The sequence below is a fragment of the Acidobacteriota bacterium genome (assembly GCA_016196065.1).
Taxonomy (GTDB): domain Bacteria; phylum Acidobacteriota; class Terriglobia; order Terriglobales; family Acidobacteriaceae; genus Acidiflorens.
This window is the reverse complement of record JACPYL010000025.1, coordinates 695602-718234: the sequence shown is the minus strand read 5'-3', so window position 1 is coordinate 718234 and position 22633 is coordinate 695602. Positions and strand designations below refer to the sequence as shown.

Genomic DNA, 22633 nt, shown 5'->3' with positions numbered 1-22633 from the left:
GCCCAGGATCATGGCCTGCCGTAGGCAGCAAAGGCGGACCAGTAAAAGGGATGTGCGGTGCGCGGGTCGGCAAGCATTTTGCGGGACGTCAGCCGGGCTGCTTCGGAGACTGAACTTCCAGAAAGTAAGTTCTGGTAGTAGCCCTCGATGAATCTCCGAGACTCGGCAGAATCAACGGCCCACCGGCTGGCAACGACGTGCGGCACCTCGGCGAGCAACAAAGTCTCCAGGATGCTCGTAAAGCCGCGGGTTCCGCCGTCGCCCGTTGCTGTGCTGCACGCGGAGAGAACCGCGAGCTGCATTTTCTTGATGTCCAGTTTTTCCAGTGCCGCAACATCCAGAACCACAGGCCGGTCCAGGGAAGTGTCGCCACCGGTCAACAGCAGTCCTGAATTATCTCTTGTGAACAGCGAGTGTCCCGCAAAGTGAAAAATGACGGCCCCGGGTAATTCCGATTTGACTCGGTCCAGAGAGGCTGCGCTCCCTTTGAGTACGCGAGCAGAGTGAAAAGCTCTGGCAACGGTGTCGGCTTCCGCTTCGATGTCGGGAAGTTGGATGATTCCATCGACTTGCGAGGACGCCGTGCTCCCCACGATGAGCGCCGGCAGTGTTGCGGAGATTGAGGCTTCGGTTTGTCGCCAGGTATCTGTATCGGTGCCCAGAGAGTGGACGATCGGCATGCGTTCGATCAGGTAGTGTCCCTGGGAATCGAGCAGAGCTTCGAAGGGGAATTGTGCCAGCGAGCCTTCGCTCTCAATCACGAGCGTGCGTTCCGGAGAGAGCCGGTCCTCCATGGGAGCAATCAACAGTTGATAAAGACTACGAGCATCCCGCCGGACCGCGCCCATCTCGGAATGGGGGTCGGAGGTCAAGTTATGGAAACGCGAGAGCAACTCCTGGAGTTGCTGGTTGTCACCTGGAAACCAACGTGTCTGCAAACCACGATCGTCGTAAGCCCAAATCGCAAGACCATCGGGTAGAAATCCGTAGGAAAAGACGGTGACGTGAGAGAGAAGGGGAAGCCGGGATTCCAGTCGAGCCTCGACGGGCAAGGACGGGATATCGGCGGTCTTGCCATCCGCGCGATCCAGCCGCGAACCGGGATGCTGGGTTGCGTTCAGATGCCACTCATATATTTCCAGTCCTTCCTGGTTCCGCCCTTGCGTCAATTCTGCTTCCGCCAAAGCGCGGTAGTTTGGGGCCGCGTCTCGATTCCAAATGGTCCGCTGCTCCGACTTCAGCGAAGCAAGCTTGAATTCCGAGAAGCTGATTGCTTTCCATAGCGCCTGCTCGGCGTCGCCCCCATCGCCTCGACGGAGCTGTACTTCACCGAGAGTGGAATAAAATATTGCTTTTAGATAGTTGGTCGAAGAGCGCTCAATCTCCGGCTGAACACTCGCCAGCACGTGGAGGGCGTCGTCGAACTTGTTCTGACGCGCTTCGATCTGTGCCATTCTGAACTGTGATTCCAATCGATCACTATTGGTGGCTTCGGTCTGCGGGGCCAGGGCATACAGCCGCGCCGCCTCCAACAACTGCTGCTCAGCGAGCATCGGCTGCTGAGCGGCCAGGGCCGCGTGCGATAACACATCATGAGCGACCGCGCGGAGCGAGAGGTCGGGATCGGAATCAATGAGTTGTACCCCTTCCCGCATAGTGGCGAGTTGCAGATGGGGTCGGCCGACGGACTCAGCAATGACTGAGTATTCCGAGTAGTAGCTGTACGCTTGCATGACGGGAAACTGCCCGGACCAGTATTGCTCCATCCCGGTGGTCAGCAGGCGCCATGCTGCCGAGGAATCTCCGATTTCCAGCTCACCCTCGGCCACGAACGTCACGGTGCGAAGAAAGAGTGCCCGATATCCGCTCTGCTGAGCCCGTTTCATCGCTGTGCGAACGATTCTTTCATCACTGCCAATGTTCCCGTTAAAACCCAGGCAGAGGCCCTTTTCCAATCCCAGTTGAATGTGCAGCCAAGGGTAAGAATACCGCTCGGACTCCGCGAGGGCGGAGCTTGCCTGACGCTCGCAGGTTTCAATGTCCCGCCGGAACTGGGCGGAATATGCTTGCTCAAAACTTGCTCGCAGTGCGCCGGCTGCGTTGCCGGAAGCACGAAATATCTCTTGGGCGCGCTCGGCCTGCTGGCGGCCTCGTGCAAACTCGCCGATTCTATCGTCACGAACCGCTTCGGATAAGGCCGCTACTGCTTCTGGAAAATTTGGTTTCGAGGAGCCGCGCAGGAGGTCAGTCAACCAGAGATCAGAATGTCGACGGGCTGTCAGGTCCGCCAAAAAAAAAAGCGCCTGCTTCAGAGTTGGGTCTGCTTGATTTGTCGACCCTGGGTACGCTTTCGGTAGCCAGGTTCGAAGAGCTTCGACAAGGTATTCGTCGATGCGTTCGTCCACCTGAGTTTCTGCGGTTTGGTTGGCACTGTGACTCGAGTCCGCCAGTTGCGCGGGTGAAAGTAGTGGCTCGGCCCGGCTTTTTTCGTGCTGCTGCAGTTTCTTGCGGATCGAGTCCGCTCGCTCTCGCGCTTCCGCCGCCCATTGCGAATTCGGATCGACCTTAAGGTAGCTGTCCCAGTCGTCGAGAGCCTGCCGATACAGAAATTGTTTTTCTGAAACGACAGCGCGATTAAAAAGCGCGAGAGGGTCATTCGCCCGCAACGACAAAACCTCGCTCAATTTTTCGTAGGACGCTGCGTAGTCCTTTTGCTGAAAGTAAGTGGTTGCGAGGTCGGTCAGAATCTCAGGTGACTTGGGGCTCAACTGCAATGCCCGCGTCAATGTAGCTTGCGCAGCATCCACCTTTCCGTCCAGCAGATCCGCCTTGGCTTGGGCATGGAGCCAATAGGAATCGGAGGGATGCGAAGACAGCTGGTCGTAAATTAGTGCTTCCGCCTTCAGAAGTTCGCCGGGCGTGCCAAGAAAAGAAGACCCTGGTTCGCGCTTCAGTCCTTCACCGACTGGGGCAAAGCCTGCCCCCTCCATCCGCAATTCACTGAAGCGTCTCTGGGTCGCTGCCTGCGCCAACAGTTGTGCGACGTGCTTCTGGGGGTTGCGTTGCTCTTGATACAAGTAGCCGGCGACCGCAAGAACCGATAACGCTGCCACCGTCAGTGTGAGGCGAGGCAACGTCCACCAACTCATCCGATCTGACCCTTGTGTGGGTTCAGGGGCGAGGCTGCCAACGATTCGCCTGGTCAGGCGGTGTTGCCAGTGGGTTTGAGCACTCTCTAGATTGGAGATTTCGGTTGCTTCAGCCGCCGTTGTTTCTTCATTCAGATCGATTGCGGCATCGCGCAAACGGGGACCACACTGCGCGCAGTCGGTTGCGTGTTGAACGTATAGCCGAGTGGTTTCTGCGTCCAATTCGCCGCTGGCGATTTCGTACCACAGCTTCGGAGCCGGGCAATCAACGGGATGGATCGGACGTTGCCTCGACTCTAGATTTTCAGAATCACGATCCAAAAAAGTCCCTCAACAATCTCGTCGCTTTGGCCCTAGATCAAGAGACCGGAACAAAGTGTATGAATTCCGGACACTCACTATTAAGAACGACCCCGGCGGCAGAAACCCTTCAACGATCATTGCCGATGTGACTTTGAATCATCTGAGTCGTTCTGCGCAGCGTCGTCTCCACTCCCTTGGTATTGAGTCCGATCCATGGAATAGAGGCGATTTCTTGGGCCGTCATGCCATCGCGATAGTGCAGCCAGAAGATGGCCCTGTTTCTGACCAGGATCTTGCCCGAGTAAAGCGTGCCTACAATGCTATCAATTTGCCGCAGTGCAATCATATCTTCGGCCGACAAGCGGCCTTGAGGACTCATCCCGAGTCGAGCGGAGGACTCAAAGTCAGAAAGGGATTCGGTTTGCCCGGCATCTCGCTTTTCCGCCGTTTCGCTTTTGAAGTAGTCGAGTACGACGCTTGCTGCCACCACTTTTAGAAATCCATAAATCGAATCCTCGTGGCGCGACTGAAATTGGCGTAGCCGGCGGCATTGGTCCGCACATAGTTTGAGGTAGGTATCCTGGACGAGGTCGTCAATCACGTGGTGCGGGATGTGAGCCCAATTTCGTCGCGCGGTGCGCATCACAACTTTCGCAATCAGTGGCTGAAAGCGGCGAATGAACTCAACCCACGCGGCTTCATTGTCCGCACCGACGCACGTTTTGATGAGGTCTACCGAGGGAAGAGTCGAGAGGCTGGCCACGGGGCGGTACCCTTGAGAAGGGGGAATTTTACAACATTTTCAGGAAAACGTTGCAAAGATCGGCGAAGAGCCTATCAACCCGGGCATAGTGAAGCGCGGGAAAGCGTTAGGCCAGCAGCCTCGCCGCTTCCTGCGCGTAGTAGGTCAGGATCATGCTCGCTCCCGCACGGCGGATGCAGAGCAGGGATTCCATCATCACTCGTTCGCGATCAATCCACTGATTCCGGGCGGCCGCTTCGATCATGGCGTATTCACCGGACACCTGATACGCAGCAAGAGGCAGGTCAAAACGATCCCGCGCCGCAGCAATCACGTCAAGATATGGCATCGCCGGTTTCACCATGATCATGTCCGCGCCTTCTTCGATGTCGAGTTCTATTTCCCGCATCGCCTCGCGGATGTTCGCGGGATCCATCTGATAGGAGCGGCGGTCGCCAAACTGGGGCGCGGAATCGGCGGCTTCACGGAATGGTCCGTAGAATCCGGAAGAAAACTTGGCGGCGTAAGAAAGAATTGGAGTATTGATGTAGCCGGCCAGGTCTAACGCCTTGCGGATCGCTCCGACCCGTCCATCCATCATGTCCGAGGGCGCGATGATGTCCACTCCCGCTTTCGCCAGAGATACGGAAGTGCGCGCCAGCAATTCCAGACTCGCGTCATTGACGATTTCATATTCGACGGTTGCAGGCGGAGCTGCAGCCGCTGCACCCAGCGATTGCGGACCCGATTTCACGATTCCGCAATGCCCGTGCGAAGTGTACTCACACAGGCAAACGTCGCCCATGATCAACAAATCCCGTACTTCGCTCTTGATGGCGTGAGCTGCGCGTTGGACGATGCCGTCCTCGGCCCACGCACCGGTGGCCGTTTCGTCCTTCTTTTCCGGCAACCCGAAAAGGATGACCGCCGGTACTCCCAAAGCATGCGACTGCCGCGCTTCTTTCACTGCTTCGTCCACCGAGAGGTTGAAAACGCCGGGCATGGAACGCACTTCCTTGCGAACTCCGTTTCCGGGGCAGACAAACAGGGGATAAACAAAGGCCTCGGGAGTGAGCCGGGTCTCGCGGACCATGGAGCGAAGAGCTTCCGTCGACCGCAAACGCCGCATGCGCGTGGCAGGGAAGGACATAGGCAGATTCTAGCAGCCCACGGGAACTCTAGTGCAACCCATGACCTGGTGAGGCCTCTGGCTCTCGATGGTTACTAGAGTAACCATGGGTATGCTCACAGTGACCTCAACAGAATGTCTGGGAACCCCTATCATGATGTGGGAATGTCTCTTCGTCCACTTTCGTCTCTGGCATGCGGCATCGCGCTTCTTCTGGTTTTCGGACTGGGGCCGATGGTGTTCCCCCATCCATTTTTTCGGACTGCGATGGGAGATGTGATCCCTTTTCTGATTGGATCGGCCACATTGGTTCTATCCGGCAGAAATGCTCTTGATAGCCGAGGTCATACCCGAATTTTCTGGACGCTGATGACTGTCGGGCTGGGCATGTGGTGGTGCAATCAGTTGGGTTGGCTGTGGTTTGAAGTTGTTCTGCGGCAGCCGGTGCCCGACCCCTTCTACGGCGACATCATTCTTTTCCTGCACCCCGTTCCCCTCATGGCCGCTGTGGCCATTCGTCCGCAGAAAGCGCATGAAAGTGAAGGAGTACTTCCCAGTGCGTTGAACGTGGTTATTTTGCTGGTCTGGGGAGTTGTCGTTTACGCGTTTACGGTTTTTCCGGACGAGTATCTGGTTCCCAACATTCCGGTCTATAGTCTGCGCTGGGATTTCCTGTATCTCTCGGAATCGCTGATCGTGATTGCGGTTTCGGGATGGTCGTTCATGACCAGCGTCGGCCCGTGGCGCAAGTTGTACCGCGATATTTTGTTGGCGAGCATTCTCTACGCAATCTCTTCCGAGGCGATTAACGTTGCCATCGCAAATGGTACGTACCGGACCGGCGGGTTGTATGACATTCCTTTTGTCATCGCATTGCTTGCCTTTCTTCACGTAGCGCTCAGTGGGCGCCGTTGCCTGCGCGAGACCCAATTCATGCCGGCAGGGACGATCAACAGCGGCCGTTTCGCTCCGCTGCTGGCCAAAGTGGTTCTGCTCTCCTTGCCGATCATGGGATATTGGGCGTTGTTCATGGGATCGGAATCGCCCTACCTGCGGCAAGTAAGATTTACGGTCGCGATGGGCGGAGTCGCGTTACTGGCTTTCTTTGTGTTTCTGAAACAGCACCTGCTCGATCGCAAACTTGTGCAATTGCTGATGCAGTCCCGCAGCAGTTACGACAACCTGCAACGCCTGCAGGGGAGAGTCGTGCAGCAGGCGAAACTGGCGTCCTTGGGAGAACTGGTGGCCCTGGCGGCGAGCGAACTGGAGTATCCGCTGGCAACAGTATTGGAAAGTTCCGAGCGTCTTGCGGCCAGCGCGAACCTTAGCCGTCAGCAACTCTCGACAGCGCAAAAGATCGGACAGCAGGCTCGTCGCACCCGCGACCTTGTCACCGACTTGCTCAGTTTTGCGCAACAGACTCCGGGAGAGAAGTCTCCACTCGAGTTGAAGCCGTTGCTACAGCGTGCGGTACAAATGGAAGGCTTCAAACTTGAAAAACGCGACATCCATCTCACTGTGCAGAGTGATGCCGTGGTGCCGCGCGTGCTTGGCAACTCCAACCAACTTCTGCAGGCCTTTCTCCAGGTCGTCGAGAACGCAGTGGACGCCTTACAGGAGGCCGGGGGCGGAAGTCTACAGGTCTCTTTGCGGCAGGACGATGCCGAAGTGGTCATCGAGTTTGCCGACAACGGGCCCGGCTTGCGTGATCCGGAACGCGTTTTCGATCCCTTCTACACAACTAAGCCGGTCGGCAAAGGCACCGGTTTGGGCCTGAGCGCAACCTATGGAGTCGTGCAGGATCACAAAGGGCAGATCAGTTGCCACAACCGTCCCGAAGGGGGAGCGGCGTTTGAGATCCGTTTGCCCGCATTCCGTTCCAGTTCGCCACTCAGCGAAGCCGCAAAAGCGTGAGGTAAGGGCAGAGGTTAAAGGTCAGATTGAAGAGGTAACTGCCCAATTGGAGCAGCGTTCTTACCTCTTCAATCTGACCTCGAACCTCTGACCTTTTCTTCTATCCTCCATTCGCCACAATCGCATCTGCAATCCTTGCTGCTTCGGCCGCGCAGGCCACGTCGTGCGTCCGGATGATATGTGCGCCTTTGAGGATGAGCGCAGTTTCTGTGGCGAGAGTGCCATGAAGTCGATTTGCGACGGGAGCGTCCTTGCCGTCGCGGGCGAGTGTCCGTCCGATAAATGATTTTCGTGATGTGCCCGCGACCAGGGGACACCCGATCTGCTGCAGTTCCGAAAAGTGCGCCAGTAAGGGATAGTTCTCGTCAAAACTCTTGCCGAATCCGAATCCCGGGTCAACCGCCAGGTGATCGCGTTTGATGCCAGCCAGAATGGCAGTCTCCACCCATTGTCGTAAGTCGCGCTTGACCGCCAGCACGGGATCTCCGATCGGCGGCAGGGACCGCCATTCATCAGGACGTCCGCGCGTGTGCATCAGCACCGCCCCCACCTTGAGTTCCGCGATGGTCTTCGCCATCTTTGTGTCCCAACGGAACCCGCTGATGTCGTTTACGATCTCAGCCCCGGCATCCACTGCGGCCCGTGCTACAGACGCTTTATAAGTGTCGACGCTGAGGATCGCATCAGGCCGGCGCCTCTTCAAATCACGAATGACCGGCAGGACGCGCTTCAATTCCTCCTCTTCGGTCACAGGCGTTCTGACCCGCGGTTCCTGGGAAGGACTGGTCTTGCCAGCATTCCCGGTGGGCGCGACCGCGGCCCCTGGGCGCGTCGACTCCCCGCCGATGTCGATGATCGTCGCGCCTTCGGATAGCAGCTGCTCCGCGTGTACGACCGCTCTCTCCGCATCAAAGTAAAGGCCGCCATCTGAAAACGAGTCGGGCGTGACATTGACGACCCCCATGATCAGAGTGCGTCGCCCCAACTCAAGAGTCCGGGAACCGAGGTTCCAATGAAAGATTGTCCGCATGACGTAAGTGGTCCGACCGCCATTCTAGACCGTCCCCGCGATCTGCCGGGTGTTAGAATCCGATTAATGACGCGCGCGCGGTCGCTATCGCATTGCTTACTCGTTTTGCTGGTGCTTGCCGGCGCAGCGCTGGCGGCTCCGCCGAAACCACTTCAGGATCGGATCGCCACCGTGATTGGTGCCCCCGACCTGGCGCGCGGCTTCTGGGGAATAGAAGTTACATCGCTCTCCTCGGGAAAAACTCTCTACTCACTTAACCCCGATAAACTTTTTACGCCAGCATCGAATACCAAGCTCTTCACGACCGCGGCTGCCTTGGCGTTGATTGGTCCCGATTACAAGTTTCGTACCACGGTCGAAACCGCTGCCTCGCTGGATCGTTACGGTCGTCTGAATGGCGATCTGCTCCTGGTTGGTCACGGCGACCCCAATCTCTCCGGACGCGAGTTACCCTACGACTTACGCACGCAACGCAACGACCATCCCATTCAGGCGCTCGAAACGCTGGCGGATGTGCTCGTACAAAAAGGCGTGAAGTATGTGGACGGTGACATCGTCGCCGACGATTCTTATTTCGCCTTCGAACGCTATGGCGAAGGATGGAGCCAGGATGACCTGGTGTGGGCGGATGGCGCGCCCGTATCGGCGTTGACGATCAACGACAACGTTGTATTCGTGAACATCCTGCCGGCGGATCGTCCGGGTGAAAAGGCTTTTGTCAGTGTGACCCCGTTCGCGGACTACTATCGCCTCGACAATCGCATCATCACGACGCCTGCCGGGACAGGCCGGAAATTCTTCGTCAATCGCGAACCGGGATCAACCGTCCTCACGCTGTGGGGCAATATGCCTCTCGACGATCCGGGCGCGAACGAAGCGCTGGCGATCGAGGATCCTGCGGAGTTTGCTGCCGCGCTCTTCCGGCAGTTGCTCGAGAAACGCGGGATCGTGGTCTACGGGCGCCAGCGGACGAAACATACCGAACTTGCGACGCTTTCCACTTTCAGTGTGACTACGGTCGCACCCTCGCGCGGCGGCAGCGATGGCCAGTTGCGCCCGCTGAAGAGCGATCAGCCCATCGTGCTCGCCAGCTACGAGTCGAAGCCAATGCTGGACGACGTGCGGGTGGTGAACAAAGTCAGCCAAAACCTGCATGCTGAAATTCTCCTGCGCCTGCTCGGACGGGAACGCGGCACGGCGGGAACGATCGAAGGCGGCCTCGAGGTCTTGCGTGGTTTTCTGACGCAGGCGGGAATTTCAAACGAACAATACGTGTTTTACGACGGCTCCGGACTTTCGCGACAGAATCTGGTTACGCCGCAATCCGTCGTGCAGTTGTTGCGCTACGCGGCACTCCAGCCCTGGGGCACCGCATTCAAATCGACGCTGCCCGTGTCTGGCGTAGACGGGTCATTGTCGGACCGCCTGAACGCTCCACGTTTGCAGAGTCGCATCCTAGGTAAAACGGGATCACTGGGCGGCGTAAAAACGCTTTCCGGTTACGCTACGACCGACAGTGGCGAAGCAGTCGTATTCTCTATCCTCTCCAACAACTTCAATCTGACTCCTAAGCGTGTCACGGATACGATCGACTCTTTGATCGAGGCCATCGTCGAAGACGCCAGCGGACACTAGACTAAAGCGGGAGTGGAAAATGGGCCGCGAACAAATCAATTGGGCCGCCAGCAAAGTTATTCTTGCCCTCGCTGTCATTGCGCTGGTAACGGTGCTGAGCGGGTATACACACGCGCGGCAACCGGAAACTGACGAAGGTACTGCGGCGCACATTTTTCAGCTGTCCATTGTGGCGCTACTTCCGACGATCTTACTTTTTCTGGGCACGGCAGACTGGAAGCAGCCATGGAAGAGCGTTCGACCCCTGTTGCCCTCCCTGGCCGCTTTGGTCGTGGCGTTTGGCGCTCTCTATTATCTGGAACACAATTGGCTCACGAAGCCCTGCGAGCACCAAAGCAACTCACCCGCGAACTGTGCGGTGGAGCATCGTTCCTAGTCTCGCCCCTTAAGCGAGAATCCCCATTTTCTTTCCCATCCGTCCGAGCACTTCGAGGGCGCGCGTGAGTTCGTCTTTCGTGTGCGTCGCGGTCATGATAGTTCGCACCCGTGCTTTGCCTTCCGGGACGGTCGGGAAAGCGATCCCCGTTCCGAGCACGCCTTCCTTGAATAGTTCACGCGAGAAGTCCATGGTCAGCCGGCCATCGCCGATGATGATCGGCGTGATCGGTGTCTCGCTGGCCGGAGTGGTTTTGCCGCCGATGTTGAAGCCGAGCAGTCCAAGCTCTTTTTTCCAGAAGCGCGTGTTATCCCAGAGCTGTTCCATGAGTTGGGGCTCGTTTTCGAGGACATCGAACGCGGCAATGCAGGTTGCAGCGACCGATGGTGGATGGGATGTCGAAAACAGGAACGGCCGGGCGCGGTGGTACAGAAAGTCGATGAAATCGCGCGTACCGCAGACGTATCCACCCAACGCGCCGATGGCCTTCGACAATGTTCCAACCTGGATATCGACTCGCCCATGCACGCCGAAATGGTCGATCGTGCCGCGCCCGTTACGGCCGAGGACTCCGGAAGAGTGCGCATCGTCCACCATCATGATCGCGCCGTATTTCTCCGCGGCATCGCAAAGGCCAGGCAGTGGTCCGATGTCCCCGTCCATGGAAAAAACGCCATCCGAGATGAGCAGCTTTCGGCCGGGCTGATCTTTCACGCTGGCCAGTTGTTCCTCGGCATGTGCGACGTCTTTATGCCGGAAAACTAGGATCTTTGCGCGTGACAGGCGGCAGCCGTCGATGATCGATGCATGATTCAGTTCGTCAGAGATGATGTAGTCATCTTTGCCCAGCAGTGCCGATACTGTCCCCGCATTCGCCGTGAATCCGGATTGAAAGACGACACAGGCTTCGACATTCTTGAAGCGCGCGATTTTCTCTTCCAGTTCCATGTGGATCTTCATGGTGCCCGCGATCGTGCGAACGGCGCCCGATCCGACTCCGTACTTGCGCGTAGCCTCGAGCGCAGCTTCCCGCAACTTCGGATGCGTGGTCAGGCCGAGGTAATTGTTCGACGCCAGGTTGATGACGTGCTTGCCATCGAACGTACATTCGGGCGCCTGCTCATCTTCCAGTACGCGCAGCTTGAAGTGCGTGCCCTTGGCTTTGAGTTCGTCGAGTTGGTCGGTCAGATATGAGAGCGGATTGGTACGCGTCGCAGTGGGCATGTTCTTCCTCGGGAGTTGGACTGATTAGTTTAATACCGTAGTGAATGGAAACGAAATTCGGTTGAGGCGGCTAGGCTTCGCACCTCGCAATTTTGCTGGTGGAGTCTCAGAGAGCAGAATTGCTTGGCTGGACCAACTCATGACGGGCCGCGGTGAGTGCAGCGATTGCGGCTTCCAATTTTTCCCGCTTCATCAACACATAGTCTGTGTCGAAAGTCGCCACCGCAAAAATCGGGATGCCCGCATCCGCCAATGGCTGCAGAAACGACGCGAGAACGCCCGTCATCGCAAACGGAAACGGACCCTCAAGTTTCAAAGCCACCCAATCTCTTTCGATCCGAACACCGTCGGGAACGCGATTCTCCGCGCACACGATGGAAAGCTCCTCGGCGGTTTGGGTGACGCAGAAAAAGCCGGGTCCGACCGCCCAACCGGGGACAGATGAACCAGACGGCAACTGGCAAACGGCCAGCTTGTCCGTAAGCACGCGGTATTTCAACTGGTGGGGCAATCCAAGAAAAGGGTACTACAACGACCGCGCGGCGTGTATCGATCTACCTGGCAATGACGGATGACTGGAGACGATTGGCCATCGACCAACGACGAAAGACGAACGACCAATTGCGACTACTCCATGCTCGAGCCCATGGGCACGTACTTGTAGGCCTTGCCGTCGAAGAACAGGGCCGCCGTTTCACCGAGTGCGTTACCTTCTTCCGCATAGATCGCCTGGAGCGTCTTCTTTTTCAGTTTCATTCTGCGGACGGTAAGTGCCCGGTAGGGAAGGTTGATGACAACGTATTTTGCTTTCGGTGTTTCCGCGTGCCAGCCTTCGGAGCCAGCGCCGTGAATGATGAGTACTACCAGTCCACGTTTGGTGGGGTCATCCTGGACGAAAGTCGTGGTCACTTTGGGATCGCCGTAGCCAAAGAAAGTGTCGTAGGGATCGATCACGGAATAGTTGTGTTCGCCCTGGTCGAGCAGCGGATTCTTGCAGCGCGCGGCAATGACGACGTCTTCGATTCCGTCGCCGTCCATGTCGCCGACCATGCCGCCGACTTCCTGCACCATGGTGAAATCCTTGCCAAAGGTGCGCTGGACGAAGGCGTTATCGATCTTCTGAGTCGTCTGTCCCTGCGCAAGGCAGGTGAATAGGGCCGCGACCACGGAAGCGAGGAGCACAAATCTTGTACGCATTCGTTTACTCTAGCCTCTTCCGGCACCTGAGGCAGGTAACGAAAGTCACTCCTGTTGAATGGCGCGCGCCGGGTTGAGTCTCTGCGTCAAGCGCGCGCCATTGCTCAGTGATGGCTGGAGTGTTTAGAAACGGAACACGACGCCGGTTGAAATTCTTACGTTCTTGCTCTGACCGATCCCCTCAAAGCGGTAGTAGACCCAGTCGGCCTGAATGGCGCGGATGGCAAGGCGAGGGCTGACTTTCGCGTCAACGCCTCCACCCATCATCATGGAGAATCCATTTGAGCCAGCGCCGTTTCCTTCGAAGGAAGCGGAAGCATGAGCTCCGCCGAACAACGCATGTGCGAAGGGGTTGATGGTTCCTTCATGATTCAGCGAAACCACCGGTCCAAAAGTATATGTGTAAATTTTCGCGGACACACCACTGATCGACTTGTAAGCACCACTGAAGTCTGCGGCGACTCCAAAGTGTTTGTTGAAGTTGCCAGTGAGGGATGCGTTCCAGCCATTAAGACTGAAACCCGTGCTGTTACTGCTGAGCGGCGCGACCGGAACCGCAACGCCATCGACGCTGATGTGAGTGTACTGGTAACCGCCGAACACTTCTGCTTTAGGTGTTTCCTGGGCGATTGCCGGAAGCATAAGCAGGCTAACTAGAAGAACCAGTAAGACAAACTTGTTCATAATCTTCCTCCCTATAGTTGGGAATAACCACGTCTTCTAATTTAGATCACAACTGGGAAGGTTCTTGCAGTGAGGCGACGCACTTTAGTCGGTGTCTTCCCGTTTTGGTACTGAGGAGAACAATCACTAACTCACAGAAAGCATTTAGGGATGTGGGCTGAAGTGTTCCCACCCCTGCGCCGCGAGTTTGTGCAGGCGTTGATCCTCGCCGACCAACATCATCCCCCGCTTGCGCGTAATTCGCCCGACCCGAGATACGGGGACTCCCGCCACATTCGGAGGAATCGGTGCGGAAGACGTAAACAACAGTTCGTAGTCCTCTCCTCCGTGCAGCGTCATGTCGAGAGTTACTGGCTGCAGCGGTCGCCCCACACGGGCTCGCGGGATCGCGGCGGCTTCAATCACTGCACCGACGCCGCTTTCCTCGCAGATGTGCGAAAGGTCGGTAGAAAACCCGTCGCTGACATCGATCATGGCGGACGCCAAGCCTCGCCCCCTGAGCCACTGTCCAACTCGCACCCGCGCCGTCGGATGGAAGTGCCGCGAAAAATCTGAAGGTCGTACTTTCCCTTTGCGTAGTTCTTCTAACGCCGCCGCAGAGCCGCCCAGTGCACCCGTCACGTAGATCGCGTCGCCCGGCCGTGCGCCCGATCGCAGGACCGCTGTTCCTCTGGGCACTGAACCCACGAGCACGATGTCGGCCTGAATTCCGCCGTCCGACTGGGCAGTGTCGCCGCCAGCGAGCGGTACGCGAAACTCTTTCGCCGCTTCGAGCAGGCCGCTTGTGAAGCGGTTCACCCATTTCTGAGGAACGGCGCGGTCAAGCGCGAGCGACAGAAATGCTGCTCGAGGTACGCCTCCCATGGCGGCGATATCGCTCAGGCCGCGAGTCAGGCAGCGCCAGCCAACCACTTCAGGCGCGTGCCAGTTGCGCCGGAAATGGACGTTTTCCAGGGTGAAGTCAGTAGTCACCAGCAGCTCGTGGCCCGAGGGTATGCGCAGGACTGCGCAGTCGTCCCCAATGCCGATGGCAATGCCTGGCCCGCGGCTGGAACTACGCCGGATACGGTCAATGAGCGATTTTTCTCGCACTGGCAAACTTTAGACTATACGCCGCGTCATACCCCCAAAGGGCCAATGTGCCGTCAGTGGCCGATTTTGGGGTGGACTTGGCCGGTCGGGCAGGCAGAAGGCCAGCCTTGGGTAACGATTGTTCGGTCCTGTTCGCGTTGACAGGGGGAATCAGGTTTGTTAACGTTTAGCAGTCGTTCACAACAACCTTTGGCCGAACCAAGTGCCGCATCCTGAATCGGTTGCAGGCGAATTGGTTTTTGGCTTGCCTGGTTCCGTAGGCGCAGAAAGCCGGCTAGCTCCCAAAGCAGCTGGTGGAATCAGGATTCTTAGCCCCGAGCAGACAGTTCCGCTCCGGCAGGATCCGAAAAAACTCGATACCGGATACCATATTGCGTAAACGCTTTTACATATTTTTCGTGGCGCGCGACGAGCACGGACAACTGCGCAAAATTTCCATTCCCGTTCATTATCTGTACGTCGTTCTAGCGGGCGCGGCGATCGGTATTGCCGGCCTCACCGGGATTGCCAGTTCCTATACCCGGATGCTCCACAAGGTTTCCAGCTTTAACCAGCTCCGCACCGAAAGGGAAGAGCTGAAGGACCGCTATTCGCGCCTCGAGCAAGTCGCCAAGGAGCGCGATATCCAGGTCGCTTCACTGGGATCATTGGCCAGCGAAGTTTCGACTCTCTACGGCTTGAAGTCGGATCCAATCCTGATGAACGCCTCGACCGTCCAGATTGAAGACGGCCAGGTGCACTCTTCGATGGACCAGCTTTACGCCCTGAAACATACAGCGATGTCCGGAGCGGCGACAGTCGGCATCTCGCTTGGGCTCACGAAAAATTCCACGACTGCCGATTGGGTGCGTGCCAATTCCGCCCCGAACCTGTGGCCAGTCGAAGGCCAGATTACTGGTTCATTCGGCGAACGCATCGATCCATTCAATGGTGAAGGCGCGTTCCACTCGGGTGTAGATATTTCAGCGGTGGTAGGTCAACCAGTTCTGGCTCCCGCGGACGGCACGATTACGTTTGCCGATTTCCTCGGCGGCTACGGTCGCGCCGTCGTCATCGACCATGGACACGGCATCACGACCCGCTACGGCCATCTGGCGAGCTTCAGCATTGCCGCAGGGCAGTACATTCATCGGGGAGACGTTCTAGGCTATGTCGGCCTGAGCGGACGCTCCACCGGTCCCCACCTTCACTACGAAGTCCGCATCAACGAGACGCCAGTCAATCCCTACAAGTATCTGCGCATGACGATGGCGCACCTCGGCGGATTCTCAGCCGGGTCGTAGATCTTAAATTCGGACAATGATCAATTTCTAGACGCAGACGGTAGCGTCACTTCGTTGGACTGGATAACCAGAAAGTGCGGTTGCCGCTCTGAACCCTTGGCACACAGAGGTGCCCCTGACGGGTCCAATTGGCTGTCCCGATCCACTTTTTCCGAGGCAGTACATCCGTCAACATTCCAGTGAGCGCGAAGCGTGTACGGCCCCGGGCCCCCTAGCACTGCATAGCCTCTGTGCCATGCCTCCGGATCGCCGGTACGAGGGAAAGACGTGCCCAGCATCAGCGATTCATCGGCAAGTCTAAAGCGCGAAGTGCGGCTAGCGCCGGGCAGCAAACTCTCAACCCCCATCATGTTTGATGAGCACGCCCACATGTTTGCCAGGTCCATGGGAAACGCCATCCAGGTGCCGTCAGGTTGCCGCAGATCGAAGAGAGCGACCGCCTGACCACAGGTATGAAACCAGCTCAGGATTGTCTCCTTCCCTTCGTTCTTGATGGTCAGAGTCAACGGCACACAGGCAGGCGGCGGATTATGAGCCAGGCAGGTTTTGAGCGCGGGAGATTCGGTCGATTCTGGCGTTGTATCAAGGCCTAGGATTAGCACCAGGCCGTGATCACCAGAGGCTTGGCCCTGACGCTCGATCCCTGCCGGAGCATCCTTTCTCTGCGCAGACTGGGCAGCAACGGTAAGCGCTGACAGCAGATACGCTGCAAGAGAACTGAGAATGGTGAGAATAACGCGGCTGCGGTAACCCATTTTGGCCACGAGACACTGTACAAGATGCGCTCTATTATTGAACCGATATCTTGGGGAACAAAAAAGTAGCGTTACGCCTTGGCCTTCTTCACTTCCTCAATCAACGGCGGCACGATGTCGAACAGGTTCCCGACCACGGCATAATCCGCAATCTCAAAGATCGGCGCTTCAGAATCTTTGTTGATGGCGATGATGCTCTTCGCGCCTTTCATTCCGACGATGTGCTGAATTGCTCCAGAAATTCCCAGCGCTAGGTAGAGCTTGGGAGCGACTGTCTGCCCCGAGGAGCCAATCTGACGGTCCATGGGAAGCCAGCCGTTATCGCAGATGGGACGCGAGGCTGCCAGTTCTCCGCCGAGCGCGTCGGCCAGTTGCTTCGCAATCTCGATGTTCTTCTGTTCTTTGATCCCACGCCCGACCGAGACGATGATCTCCGCTTGGGTCAGATCAACTGCCTGCTTGGCTTCCTTGAACACTTCCTGCGGCCTATTTCTGACCACGCCATCTTGCACATCGACATTCACGGTTTCGACCGGTGCCGGGGAAGCACCAGCCTCGATTTTGTCCGCGCGAAAGGCGCCATTCTGGAAAGTCACGAAACATGGACCGTTTCCAGTGAAGCTGACGTCCGCGACAAACTTTCCCTGGAACATCTGGCGAGTGAAGAGCAGCTTGCCGCCTTCATACTTCGCCCCAATGACATCGCTGATGGCCGTGCTCCCCAAAGCTGTCGCCAGTTTCGGCACGAAGTCGCGCACCTGGTAGGTGTGCGGCATGAGCACGAGCCTGGCCGGATGCTTCTCCAGAAATTGCTTTAGACCACTAGCGAAAGCATCGGGCGTGTAGGGGTCCAGCTTGGGAGATTCGATGGCATAGACTTTGGCCAATTTCTTGCCGGCAACTTCGCCACAGATTGCCGCGACGCTCGAGCCCACGACGGTCGCTTCTAACGTCCATCCAGTTTGCGCAGCAATGGTTTGTCCGGCCGTGATGGTTTCCCAGGAGACGCGGTTGAGTTTGCCTTCGCGTTGTTCGACGACTACAAGAATGGTTTCAGACATAAGAATTCCAGGTTCCCGAGAGTAGAGACGCGGCTTGCCGCGTCTCCCCCTGCATACATCCACACTGCGAAGTTCGTACTACTTTACCCGCCGCATCCGCCATCCCGAGCCGAGTAGTACGACGCCAGTGACGAAGAGTGCGACCAGGAGCAGTTCAAATCCTCCCTGGTGCCCCAATCGAAACCCTGCCGGCAGAAAAAACAAAACCAGAAACGCCGCTACCCATACCGCGACCCCGATGAACATCAGGCTCGCGCCCTTTTCTCGCCTTTCTTCTGCATCGACCATATCGGCCTCCAAGTTCGTGCCGATAGGATGTTCGCTGGCCATGCCACGTCAGGCAGTGACCTGGATCACCGCTAACAGGGTCAAATTACCCGGACTTCATTCTTCAACTTCTCAACCAGTTTCTTGGCCACTTCCGCTGGAGGCCCTTCCAGGAATTCGGTATTTTTCGACTTCTGCGGAACGTATAACCTCTCGATTTTCTGCAGGTTCCCGCCGATCGACGACTGGACTTCTTCCATCGTCACTTTGCGCATGGGTTTATTCTTCGCCTGCTTGATGCCAATCAGCGTCGCGTAGCGCAGTTTGTTGATACCGGATTGGATCGTCAGCACGGCCGGCAGCGGCATGTCGACGAACTGGAAGAATCCAGCCTCGAGTTCCCGCTTGACGCGAATGCCGCTTTCGCTTTTCTCGATCTGCATGATGATGGTGGCGTGCGGCCAGCCTAGAATTTCCGCCAGGATCACCCCGGTCTGCGCGTAGCCGTAGTCGTCGGATTGCAATCCTGTGAAAATGAGATCAAAACTTTCGTCCTTGATGGCAGCGGCGATCGCGCGGGCCGTATTGTAGGCATCAAGCCCGACAAACCCGTCGCCTTCCAGATGAATTGCGCGATCAGCGCCCTTGGCGAGCGCCTCGCGGAGCACTTGTTGCGCGCGCGCCGGACCGGCTGTGACCACGACCACTTCGCCGGTATGCTTTTCCTTCTGGCGCAACGCCTCTTCCAGCGCGTACGCGTCCGGTTCATTCACTTCGTAGGAAACATCCTCGCGGATCCACGTTCCGGCCTCGTTTAACTTGAGGGGAGCGTCTTTTTGCGGCACCTGCTTCATACAGACTAAGATTTTCACAAGATGACTCCTGCCCTGCATCTTCGCCGAGCGTAAGAAAACATTTAAGTATAAATGAGCGCTGCCGGGGAAACGAATCACCGATCCACAAGGAACTTGCTCAATCTAAACCCAGTCCCATGCAGCCCGGCGGTGCTGATCCTGAACCGAGTGCAGAGCATCCCGGAGGGATGCCCGAAAATAGCCCGCCAGTTCACTGGCGGGTACGAAGCGTATTGCGGATTTCGAGTGCTGGAGGCACGACTGAAAATCTTGCCGTCATCCCCATCGCTGGCCAGTCGTCCCGCTGGGACTCTGATTCTGGTCGCAATCTCACCCGGCGTTGAAACGCCGGGCTATTGTCGACTGTCCCTCCGGGACAATTCTTGCGGATTCTACTCCGGCAATCGGCGGCATTGGTCACCCTGGCACTCGCGAACAAGTATGAGGAGTATCTGACGGCGGTGCCGTGCTACTCCGCTGCGCACGTCGTTCGGAGAGTCCCGGGGGGACGATTGAAGATAGCCCGCCAGTTTACTGGCGGGTTGCGGGCAATTTCTGAAGTCCAGTGCCGGAGGCACGACTGAATCCTCACCGACTGCATCCCTGAGATCAGTCGTCCCACTGGGACTTTCGTCCTTCCGTGGACCCAACCGCGGCGTTGAAAACGCCGGGCTATCGTCAATCGTCCCTTCGGGAGGGCCGTTTGGCACGTAAGTAACCTTGACCGTTCCGAAGCGCGTTGCGATGCTCGATATCGTGCCATCGAAGCCCAGCAAGCCCAAAATAGGTAATAAGCGCCAACGGGCGCCGCGCATCCGTGTCCCGAATAACGAACGCGCAATCTTCAGCATCGAAGACGCCAAGTTTGTCGGCGTGATTCAGAGACTGTCTCTGACGGGAGGATCCGCTGTCCTTGCGAAAGGACCGATTCATCCCGGCCAGATGGGCGAGATGATCCTCGGAACCGTATACGGAAAGGTCACGGCGCAGATCGAATTTCTGCACACTGGCGCCGATGGAATCCCCTTGGCCCAGGCTTTTCGCTTCCTCGCGATGGACGATGATAGTTCTCGAAGGTATGCGGCCGCCGCGAAAGAGATGGAACGGCACGGGTTCAGCGATGGCGCGGACCAGCGTCTCGCCGCGCCAGCATCGGGCACAAACGCGCTGAGTCAGCTCTTAAACAGCGTTCGCCGCCTGGCAGCAACGATTTCGTCACACTAATCGACCCGCTGCTAGCCGAGAAATGCCACACTCTGCACGCCTGTAATTTCGAACCGCTTCCGGCAACGGATATTCTTGCAAACCATCATGTCGTCACGGCGCAGCATGTAGGACTGCGCTTTGGCGAACTTCGCTCGGTCGCGGTCGTCGGCACGGGGTGGCAGATTTTTCTTCTTGGTGCGTACCAGCCACTGGATCTCGTACTCGCCGGGCTGATGGCAGTGGGGACAATTCAGGTTCGCCGGTTTCTTGTCCGGCCGTTCGTCGAAAAATTCGCGCTCATCCATGAAGATCAGGTCTCAGGTGTCAGGTCTTAGGTGTCAGGAAAACTCAAGTCATTCCCGGCGTGCGCACCGACACTCTCAGATTATTGCACTTTTGCGAGTTGCAGTGCGAAGATGCCCTGATGGCGGCCAAAAAGAAAAAAAAGAAAACCTTCACAGCGAGCAAGACTGTCCGCGAAATGGCACGCGAACGGGTAGGAAGCCCCAGGCCTTCGCAACTCGTTGTGGCCAAGAAATCAAAGCCGGAGAAGTACAAACCCACGCTCGGCAAGCTGCTGGAAGACCAGTGAGGCGCTAAAGGCCTGGAGGTGGGGTAGGGCACGTGACGGTGATGGCGGCGGTTCCTATCACCTCTCCACTCGCACTGTCATGAGGATCGCTGTGGGCGGTGGCGGTAATGGTGATGTCAGTGCCGCAAGCTTCCCCTGATGTGGCCAGTCCATGCGCGTCCACCGAAATAACCTGCGGAGCAGCAGATTCCCACGTCGCAGTGTCGGTAATGTCGCGGCTGTCCGGCGGATGAATGTAGTTCCCAACCGCTTTCAGCTGCAAGTCCAATCCCGGCCCGCCCAACGTCGCCTTGTCGGGGATGATCGTGATCGAGATCAGCTTGCGTCTGAAACCGCAGCTCGGCAGGAGCAAAACGGCCAGCATCAGGAAAGCCATAACCGCCAGCCGTGAAGACTTCATCTTGCTCCTCCGAGTCGAGTCCGCGAAACGTCCGCAGGTGTGTTGATGGAATGGAAAGTCTAGTGCGAAGCACGGGCAAAATCAACCGAAGTTGAAATCGCCCGGGCTCAAACTTACTTCTTCGGTCTCGACTCGGGCGGCACCAGTCCGGCGGATCTGTAGTATCCGACTAGTTGTCCGTAGTGTTCTCCATCGTGTTCGAGCAAGCCCCACGCCATGTCCGACATGCGTACCTGCTGGTTGGCGAAAGGATCTACCAGGAGATCACCGAGTCCTTTGTCGCCTTTTGCCTTGATGGCTGCTGCACCGTCCGCAAATGACTGCTTCACGAATGCCACAATGTCGGCCTTGGTCTTATAGTCTGCACGCTTGGGGTCTTCACCGGCCGGCATTTTCTTTCCGGTCGCCGGGTTGGTGAAGAAGTAGTTCGCGTTGGCTGCATGGAGCAACTGGTCGGCGAAACTGCGCTGCGCGGGAGTCGGCTTGTAGTCGTATTTATCTTCCGGAAAGTCTTCTGCCATCGCAATCAGTTTGCGGCCAATGTCGTTCCAGTTATCGATCAGAGCCTGCGATGGACTAACGGGAGGTTTAGGTGGAGCATCTTTCTTGGCAGCATCCTGAGCGTAGGCGGGTAGCGCCAGAACGGCGGCTGCGAGGGAGAGGATCATCAAACGCACAACGTTCTTCATCGGGTACATTCCTCCAAATATCTTCCTGCGTAAAACAGATCTGTAATTTTAGTTTCCCTTGTTCGGCTGCACGATGCTCTCGATCGAGCCGAACCCAATCCCGAGTTCGGAACAAAGCGCATGGTGCCGGTCAAACCGGTTTTTGGTTGCAAGTACTTTACTCCCGCGGAGCCCTCCCCGCCCATAGCAGGCCAACCGAAATACGGGGAGCGGGTAGTCGGTCCCGAACAGAAGCCGGTGATGCAGATCAGGATGGCGCCGCAACCGGAACAACATGCCAACACGATTCGGCAGACTGAGGGCGGAAATGTCGGAATAGAAATTGTCGTAACTGGCGACCAGGTCGAGGAACGGCAGGTAGTATTTTTCGGAGAAGATCAGGCCGTGACTGCATCCATGGGCAGCGATAACGGTGACGCCCTCTTCGAGCGCGACACGCAGTTTGTTCGGGTCGCCGGCCGATTGATCCGTGCCGATCAGGCTGAATTCAAATCCCACGTGGCTGAGAAGTGGAATCTTTAAGCGCGCCATTTCTCGATAGAAAGGAATGTGGCGCCGGTCCCCAGGATCAAAGTGTTGTGAGTTAGGAAGCCACTTGATCAATTTCGCGCCCGCTTCGGCGCAACGCTGCAATTCCTCGACGGCATCGCGGCGAAGTGGGTTGACCGAAGCTCCCGCCCAAAATTCACTGGGATTCTCCCGGGCAAGCTTCAGGACGTAGTCGTTGGAGATCAGAAACTCCGTGCCCTGTTCATTCAATTTGCCGGCGGAATCATAGACGCCATCCATGCCCAGCAGGACAGCACGTCCGACTCTTTCTGAACTGCGAAGTTCCGACAGCAGATTCGCAACGTATTTGGCGTTTGATTTCTCTGCTTGCTTCAGGTCGAGGTCCTGCTGCCAGATCAAGAATCTGAACAGAGGACTCCTGAGCATCTTGGGCGAAATATAACATCCGTTGCCGGGATGTGGGAGAGCCGCCAGGTGAACGTGGCAGTCCGTCACTTTGGATTGATTTGCCGGCAGGGAACTCGGCGCCATCATCCGAAGG

23 protein-coding genes are annotated in these 22633 nt (G+C 57.2%); 6 read left to right on the top strand and 17 right to left on the bottom strand.

Features of this window, described 5'->3' with window-relative positions; translation table 11 throughout:
* Nucleotides 1-8 precede the first annotated feature (8 nt).
* From HY010_20950 to hemB, 3 genes are all read right to left on the bottom strand, one after another.
* Complete coding sequence (locus tag HY010_20950; protein MBI3478210.1) at nt 9-3149, bottom strand: CHAT domain-containing protein; 3141 nt, start codon at nt 3147-3149, stop codon at nt 9-11.
* Between the two features lie 430 nt (nt 3150-3579).
* Entirely contained in the window at nt 3580-4215 is a 636-nt protein-coding gene (locus HY010_20945; GenBank protein MBI3478209.1) for a sigma-70 family RNA polymerase sigma factor, read from the bottom strand.
* Nucleotides 4216-4321: 106 nt separating this feature from the next.
* Nucleotides 4322-5344 (bottom strand): porphobilinogen synthase, encoded by a 1023-nt coding sequence (hemB, locus tag HY010_20940; protein ID MBI3478208.1) that lies wholly within the window; start codon nt 5342-5344, stop codon nt 4322-4324.
* Between the two features lie 144 nt (nt 5345-5488).
* On the opposite strand from hemB, the gene HY010_20935 reads away from it, so the two are divergent.
* Nucleotides 5489-7237, top strand: a complete 1749-nt coding sequence (locus HY010_20935) for a HAMP domain-containing histidine kinase (protein MBI3478207.1) — start codon at nt 5489-5491, stop codon at nt 7235-7237.
* Nucleotides 7238-7337: 100 nt separating this feature from the next.
* On the opposite strand, the gene folP is transcribed toward HY010_20935, so the two are convergent.
* A complete protein-coding gene (gene folP / locus HY010_20930) occupies nt 7338-8201 on the bottom strand; it encodes a dihydropteroate synthase (protein MBI3478206.1) in 864 nt (287 codons plus the stop codon).
* Nucleotides 8202-8333: 132 nt separating this feature from the next.
* Here folP and dacB point away from each other — a divergent pair, with 132 nt between their 5' ends.
* Entirely contained in the window at nt 8334-9902 is a 1569-nt protein-coding gene (gene dacB / locus HY010_20925) for a D-alanyl-D-alanine carboxypeptidase/D-alanyl-D-alanine-endopeptidase (GenBank protein MBI3478205.1), read from the top strand.
* Between the two features lie 19 nt (nt 9903-9921).
* The gene (locus HY010_20920) at nt 9922-10278 is read left to right on the top strand and encodes a hypothetical protein (GenBank protein ID MBI3478204.1); all 357 of its coding nucleotides are present in this window, start codon (nt 9922-9924) and stop codon (nt 10276-10278) included.
* A gap of 9 nt (nt 10279-10287) precedes the next feature.
* Here HY010_20920 and HY010_20915 read toward each other — a convergent pair whose 3' ends face one another.
* The 5 genes from HY010_20915 to thiL all read right to left on the bottom strand — a co-directional run bounded on the left by HY010_20915 (nt 10288) and on the right by thiL (nt 14481).
* On the bottom strand, nt 10288-11502 hold the full coding sequence (locus HY010_20915; GenBank protein MBI3478203.1) for a glycine C-acetyltransferase: 1215 nt from the start codon (nt 11500-11502) through the stop codon (nt 10288-10290).
* Between the two features lie 106 nt (nt 11503-11608).
* Nucleotides 11609-12001 carry an ACT domain-containing protein gene (locus tag HY010_20910; protein ID MBI3478202.1) on the bottom strand — a complete coding sequence of 131 codons (393 nt, stop codon included), beginning with the start codon at nt 11999-12001 and terminating at the stop codon, nt 11609-11611.
* Nucleotides 12002-12129: 128 nt separating this feature from the next.
* Complete coding sequence (locus HY010_20905; protein ID MBI3478201.1) at nt 12130-12699, bottom strand: hypothetical protein; 570 nt, start codon at nt 12697-12699, stop codon at nt 12130-12132.
* Between the two features lie 123 nt (nt 12700-12822).
* Nucleotides 12823-13383 carry an outer membrane beta-barrel protein gene (locus HY010_20900; GenBank protein MBI3478200.1) on the bottom strand — a complete coding sequence of 187 codons (561 nt, stop codon included), beginning with the start codon at nt 13381-13383 and terminating at the stop codon, nt 12823-12825.
* Nucleotides 13384-13527: 144 nt separating this feature from the next.
* Nucleotides 13528-14481: a thiamine-phosphate kinase gene (thiL, locus tag HY010_20895; protein MBI3478199.1), complete on the bottom strand. Its 954-nt coding sequence runs from the start codon at nt 14479-14481 to the stop codon at nt 13528-13530.
* A gap of 365 nt (nt 14482-14846) precedes the next feature.
* On the opposite strand from thiL, the gene HY010_20890 reads away from it, so the two are divergent.
* Nucleotides 14847-15758 carry a M23 family metallopeptidase gene (locus HY010_20890; protein MBI3478198.1) on the top strand — a complete coding sequence of 304 codons (912 nt, stop codon included), beginning with the start codon at nt 14847-14849 and terminating at the stop codon, nt 15756-15758.
* Between the two features lie 20 nt (nt 15759-15778).
* Here the strand turns inward: HY010_20890 and HY010_20885 are convergent, their stop codons facing one another.
* The 4 genes from HY010_20885 to HY010_20870 form a co-directional block, all read right to left on the bottom strand.
* Nucleotides 15779-16513 carry a hypothetical protein gene (locus tag HY010_20885; GenBank protein ID MBI3478197.1) on the bottom strand — a complete coding sequence of 245 codons (735 nt, stop codon included), beginning with the start codon at nt 16511-16513 and terminating at the stop codon, nt 15779-15781.
* Between the two features lie 71 nt (nt 16514-16584).
* Nucleotides 16585-17574, bottom strand: coding sequence for an electron transfer flavoprotein subunit alpha/FixB family protein (locus HY010_20880; GenBank protein MBI3478196.1), 990 nt, complete (start codon nt 17572-17574; stop codon nt 16585-16587).
* A 78-nt stretch (nt 17575-17652) separates the two neighbouring features.
* Nucleotides 17653-17862 (bottom strand): hypothetical protein, encoded by a 210-nt coding sequence (locus HY010_20875; GenBank protein ID MBI3478195.1) that lies wholly within the window; start codon nt 17860-17862, stop codon nt 17653-17655.
* Nucleotides 17863-17942: 80 nt separating this feature from the next.
* The gene (locus HY010_20870) at nt 17943-18713 is read right to left on the bottom strand and encodes an electron transfer flavoprotein subunit beta/FixA family protein (protein MBI3478194.1); all 771 of its coding nucleotides are present in this window, start codon (nt 18711-18713) and stop codon (nt 17943-17945) included.
* A gap of 702 nt (nt 18714-19415) precedes the next feature.
* Here HY010_20870 and HY010_20865 point away from each other — a divergent pair.
* Entirely contained in the window at nt 19416-19919 is a 504-nt protein-coding gene (locus HY010_20865; GenBank protein ID MBI3478193.1) for a PilZ domain-containing protein, read from the top strand.
* Nucleotides 19920-19930: 11 nt separating this feature from the next.
* Here HY010_20865 and HY010_20860 read toward each other — a convergent pair whose 3' ends face one another.
* Complete coding sequence (locus HY010_20860; GenBank protein MBI3478192.1) at nt 19931-20206, bottom strand: hypothetical protein; 276 nt, start codon at nt 20204-20206, stop codon at nt 19931-19933.
* Between the two features lie 119 nt (nt 20207-20325).
* Here HY010_20860 and HY010_20855 point away from each other — a divergent pair, with 119 nt between their 5' ends.
* On the top strand, nt 20326-20493 hold the full coding sequence (locus HY010_20855; GenBank protein ID MBI3478191.1) for a hypothetical protein: 168 nt from the start codon (nt 20326-20328) through the stop codon (nt 20491-20493).
* A gap of 4 nt (nt 20494-20497) precedes the next feature.
* Here HY010_20855 and HY010_20850 read toward each other — a convergent pair whose 3' ends face one another.
* From HY010_20850 to HY010_20840, 3 genes are all read right to left on the bottom strand, one after another.
* Nucleotides 20498-20893 (bottom strand): Ig-like domain-containing protein, encoded by a 396-nt coding sequence (locus tag HY010_20850; protein ID MBI3478190.1) that lies wholly within the window; start codon nt 20891-20893, stop codon nt 20498-20500.
* 113 nt (nt 20894-21006) lie between these two features.
* Complete coding sequence (locus HY010_20845; protein ID MBI3478189.1) at nt 21007-21561, bottom strand: DinB family protein; 555 nt, start codon at nt 21559-21561, stop codon at nt 21007-21009.
* Nucleotides 21562-21630: 69 nt separating this feature from the next.
* On the bottom strand, nt 21631-22626 hold the full coding sequence (locus HY010_20840) for an amidohydrolase family protein (GenBank protein ID MBI3478188.1): 996 nt from the start codon (nt 22624-22626) through the stop codon (nt 21631-21633).
* Nucleotides 22627-22633 lie beyond the last annotated feature (7 nt).

Excerpts from the sequence above, each read along its gene's own strand:
- HY010_20950 (MBI3478210.1), bottom strand. The coding sequence starts at position 3,149 with ATGAGTTGGTGGACGTTGCCTCGCCTCACACTGACGGTGGCAGCGTTA.
- hemB (MBI3478208.1), bottom strand. The coding sequence starts at position 5,344 with ATGTCCTTCCCTGCCACGCGCATGCGGCGTTTGCGGTCGACGGAAGCT.
- HY010_20935 (MBI3478207.1), top strand. The coding sequence starts at position 5,489 with ATGTCTCTTCGTCCACTTTCGTCTCTGGCATGCGGCATCGCGCTTCTT.
- folP (MBI3478206.1), bottom strand. The coding sequence starts at position 8,201 with ATGGGGGTCGTCAATGTCACGCCCGACTCGTTTTCAGATGGCGGCCTT.
- dacB (MBI3478205.1), top strand. The coding sequence starts at position 8,334 with ATGACGCGCGCGCGGTCGCTATCGCATTGCTTACTCGTTTTGCTGGTG.
- HY010_20920 (MBI3478204.1), top strand. The coding sequence starts at position 9,922 with ATGGGCCGCGAACAAATCAATTGGGCCGCCAGCAAAGTTATTCTTGCC.
- HY010_20915 (MBI3478203.1), bottom strand. The coding sequence starts at position 11,502 with ATGCCCACTGCGACGCGTACCAATCCGCTCTCATATCTGACCGACCAA.
- HY010_20905 (MBI3478201.1), bottom strand. The coding sequence starts at position 12,699 with ATGCGTACAAGATTTGTGCTCCTCGCTTCCGTGGTCGCGGCCCTATTC.
- HY010_20900 (MBI3478200.1), bottom strand. The coding sequence starts at position 13,383 with ATGAACAAGTTTGTCTTACTGGTTCTTCTAGTTAGCCTGCTTATGCTT.
- HY010_20885 (MBI3478197.1), bottom strand. The coding sequence starts at position 16,513 with ATGGGTTACCGCAGCCGCGTTATTCTCACCATTCTCAGTTCTCTTGCA.
- HY010_20880 (MBI3478196.1), bottom strand. The coding sequence starts at position 17,574 with ATGTCTGAAACCATTCTTGTAGTCGTCGAACAACGCGAAGGCAAACTC.
- HY010_20875 (MBI3478195.1), bottom strand. The coding sequence starts at position 17,862 with ATGGTCGATGCAGAAGAAAGGCGAGAAAAGGGCGCGAGCCTGATGTTC.
- HY010_20860 (MBI3478192.1), bottom strand. The coding sequence starts at position 20,206 with ATGGATGAGCGCGAATTTTTCGACGAACGGCCGGACAAGAAACCGGCG.
- HY010_20855 (MBI3478191.1), top strand. The coding sequence starts at position 20,326 with ATGGCGGCCAAAAAGAAAAAAAAGAAAACCTTCACAGCGAGCAAGACT.
- HY010_20850 (MBI3478190.1), bottom strand. The coding sequence starts at position 20,893 with ATGAAGTCTTCACGGCTGGCGGTTATGGCTTTCCTGATGCTGGCCGTT.
- HY010_20845 (MBI3478189.1), bottom strand. The coding sequence starts at position 21,561 with ATGATCCTCTCCCTCGCAGCCGCCGTTCTGGCGCTACCCGCCTACGCT.
- HY010_20840 (MBI3478188.1), bottom strand. The coding sequence starts at position 22,626 with ATGATGGCGCCGAGTTCCCTGCCGGCAAATCAATCCAAAGTGACGGAC.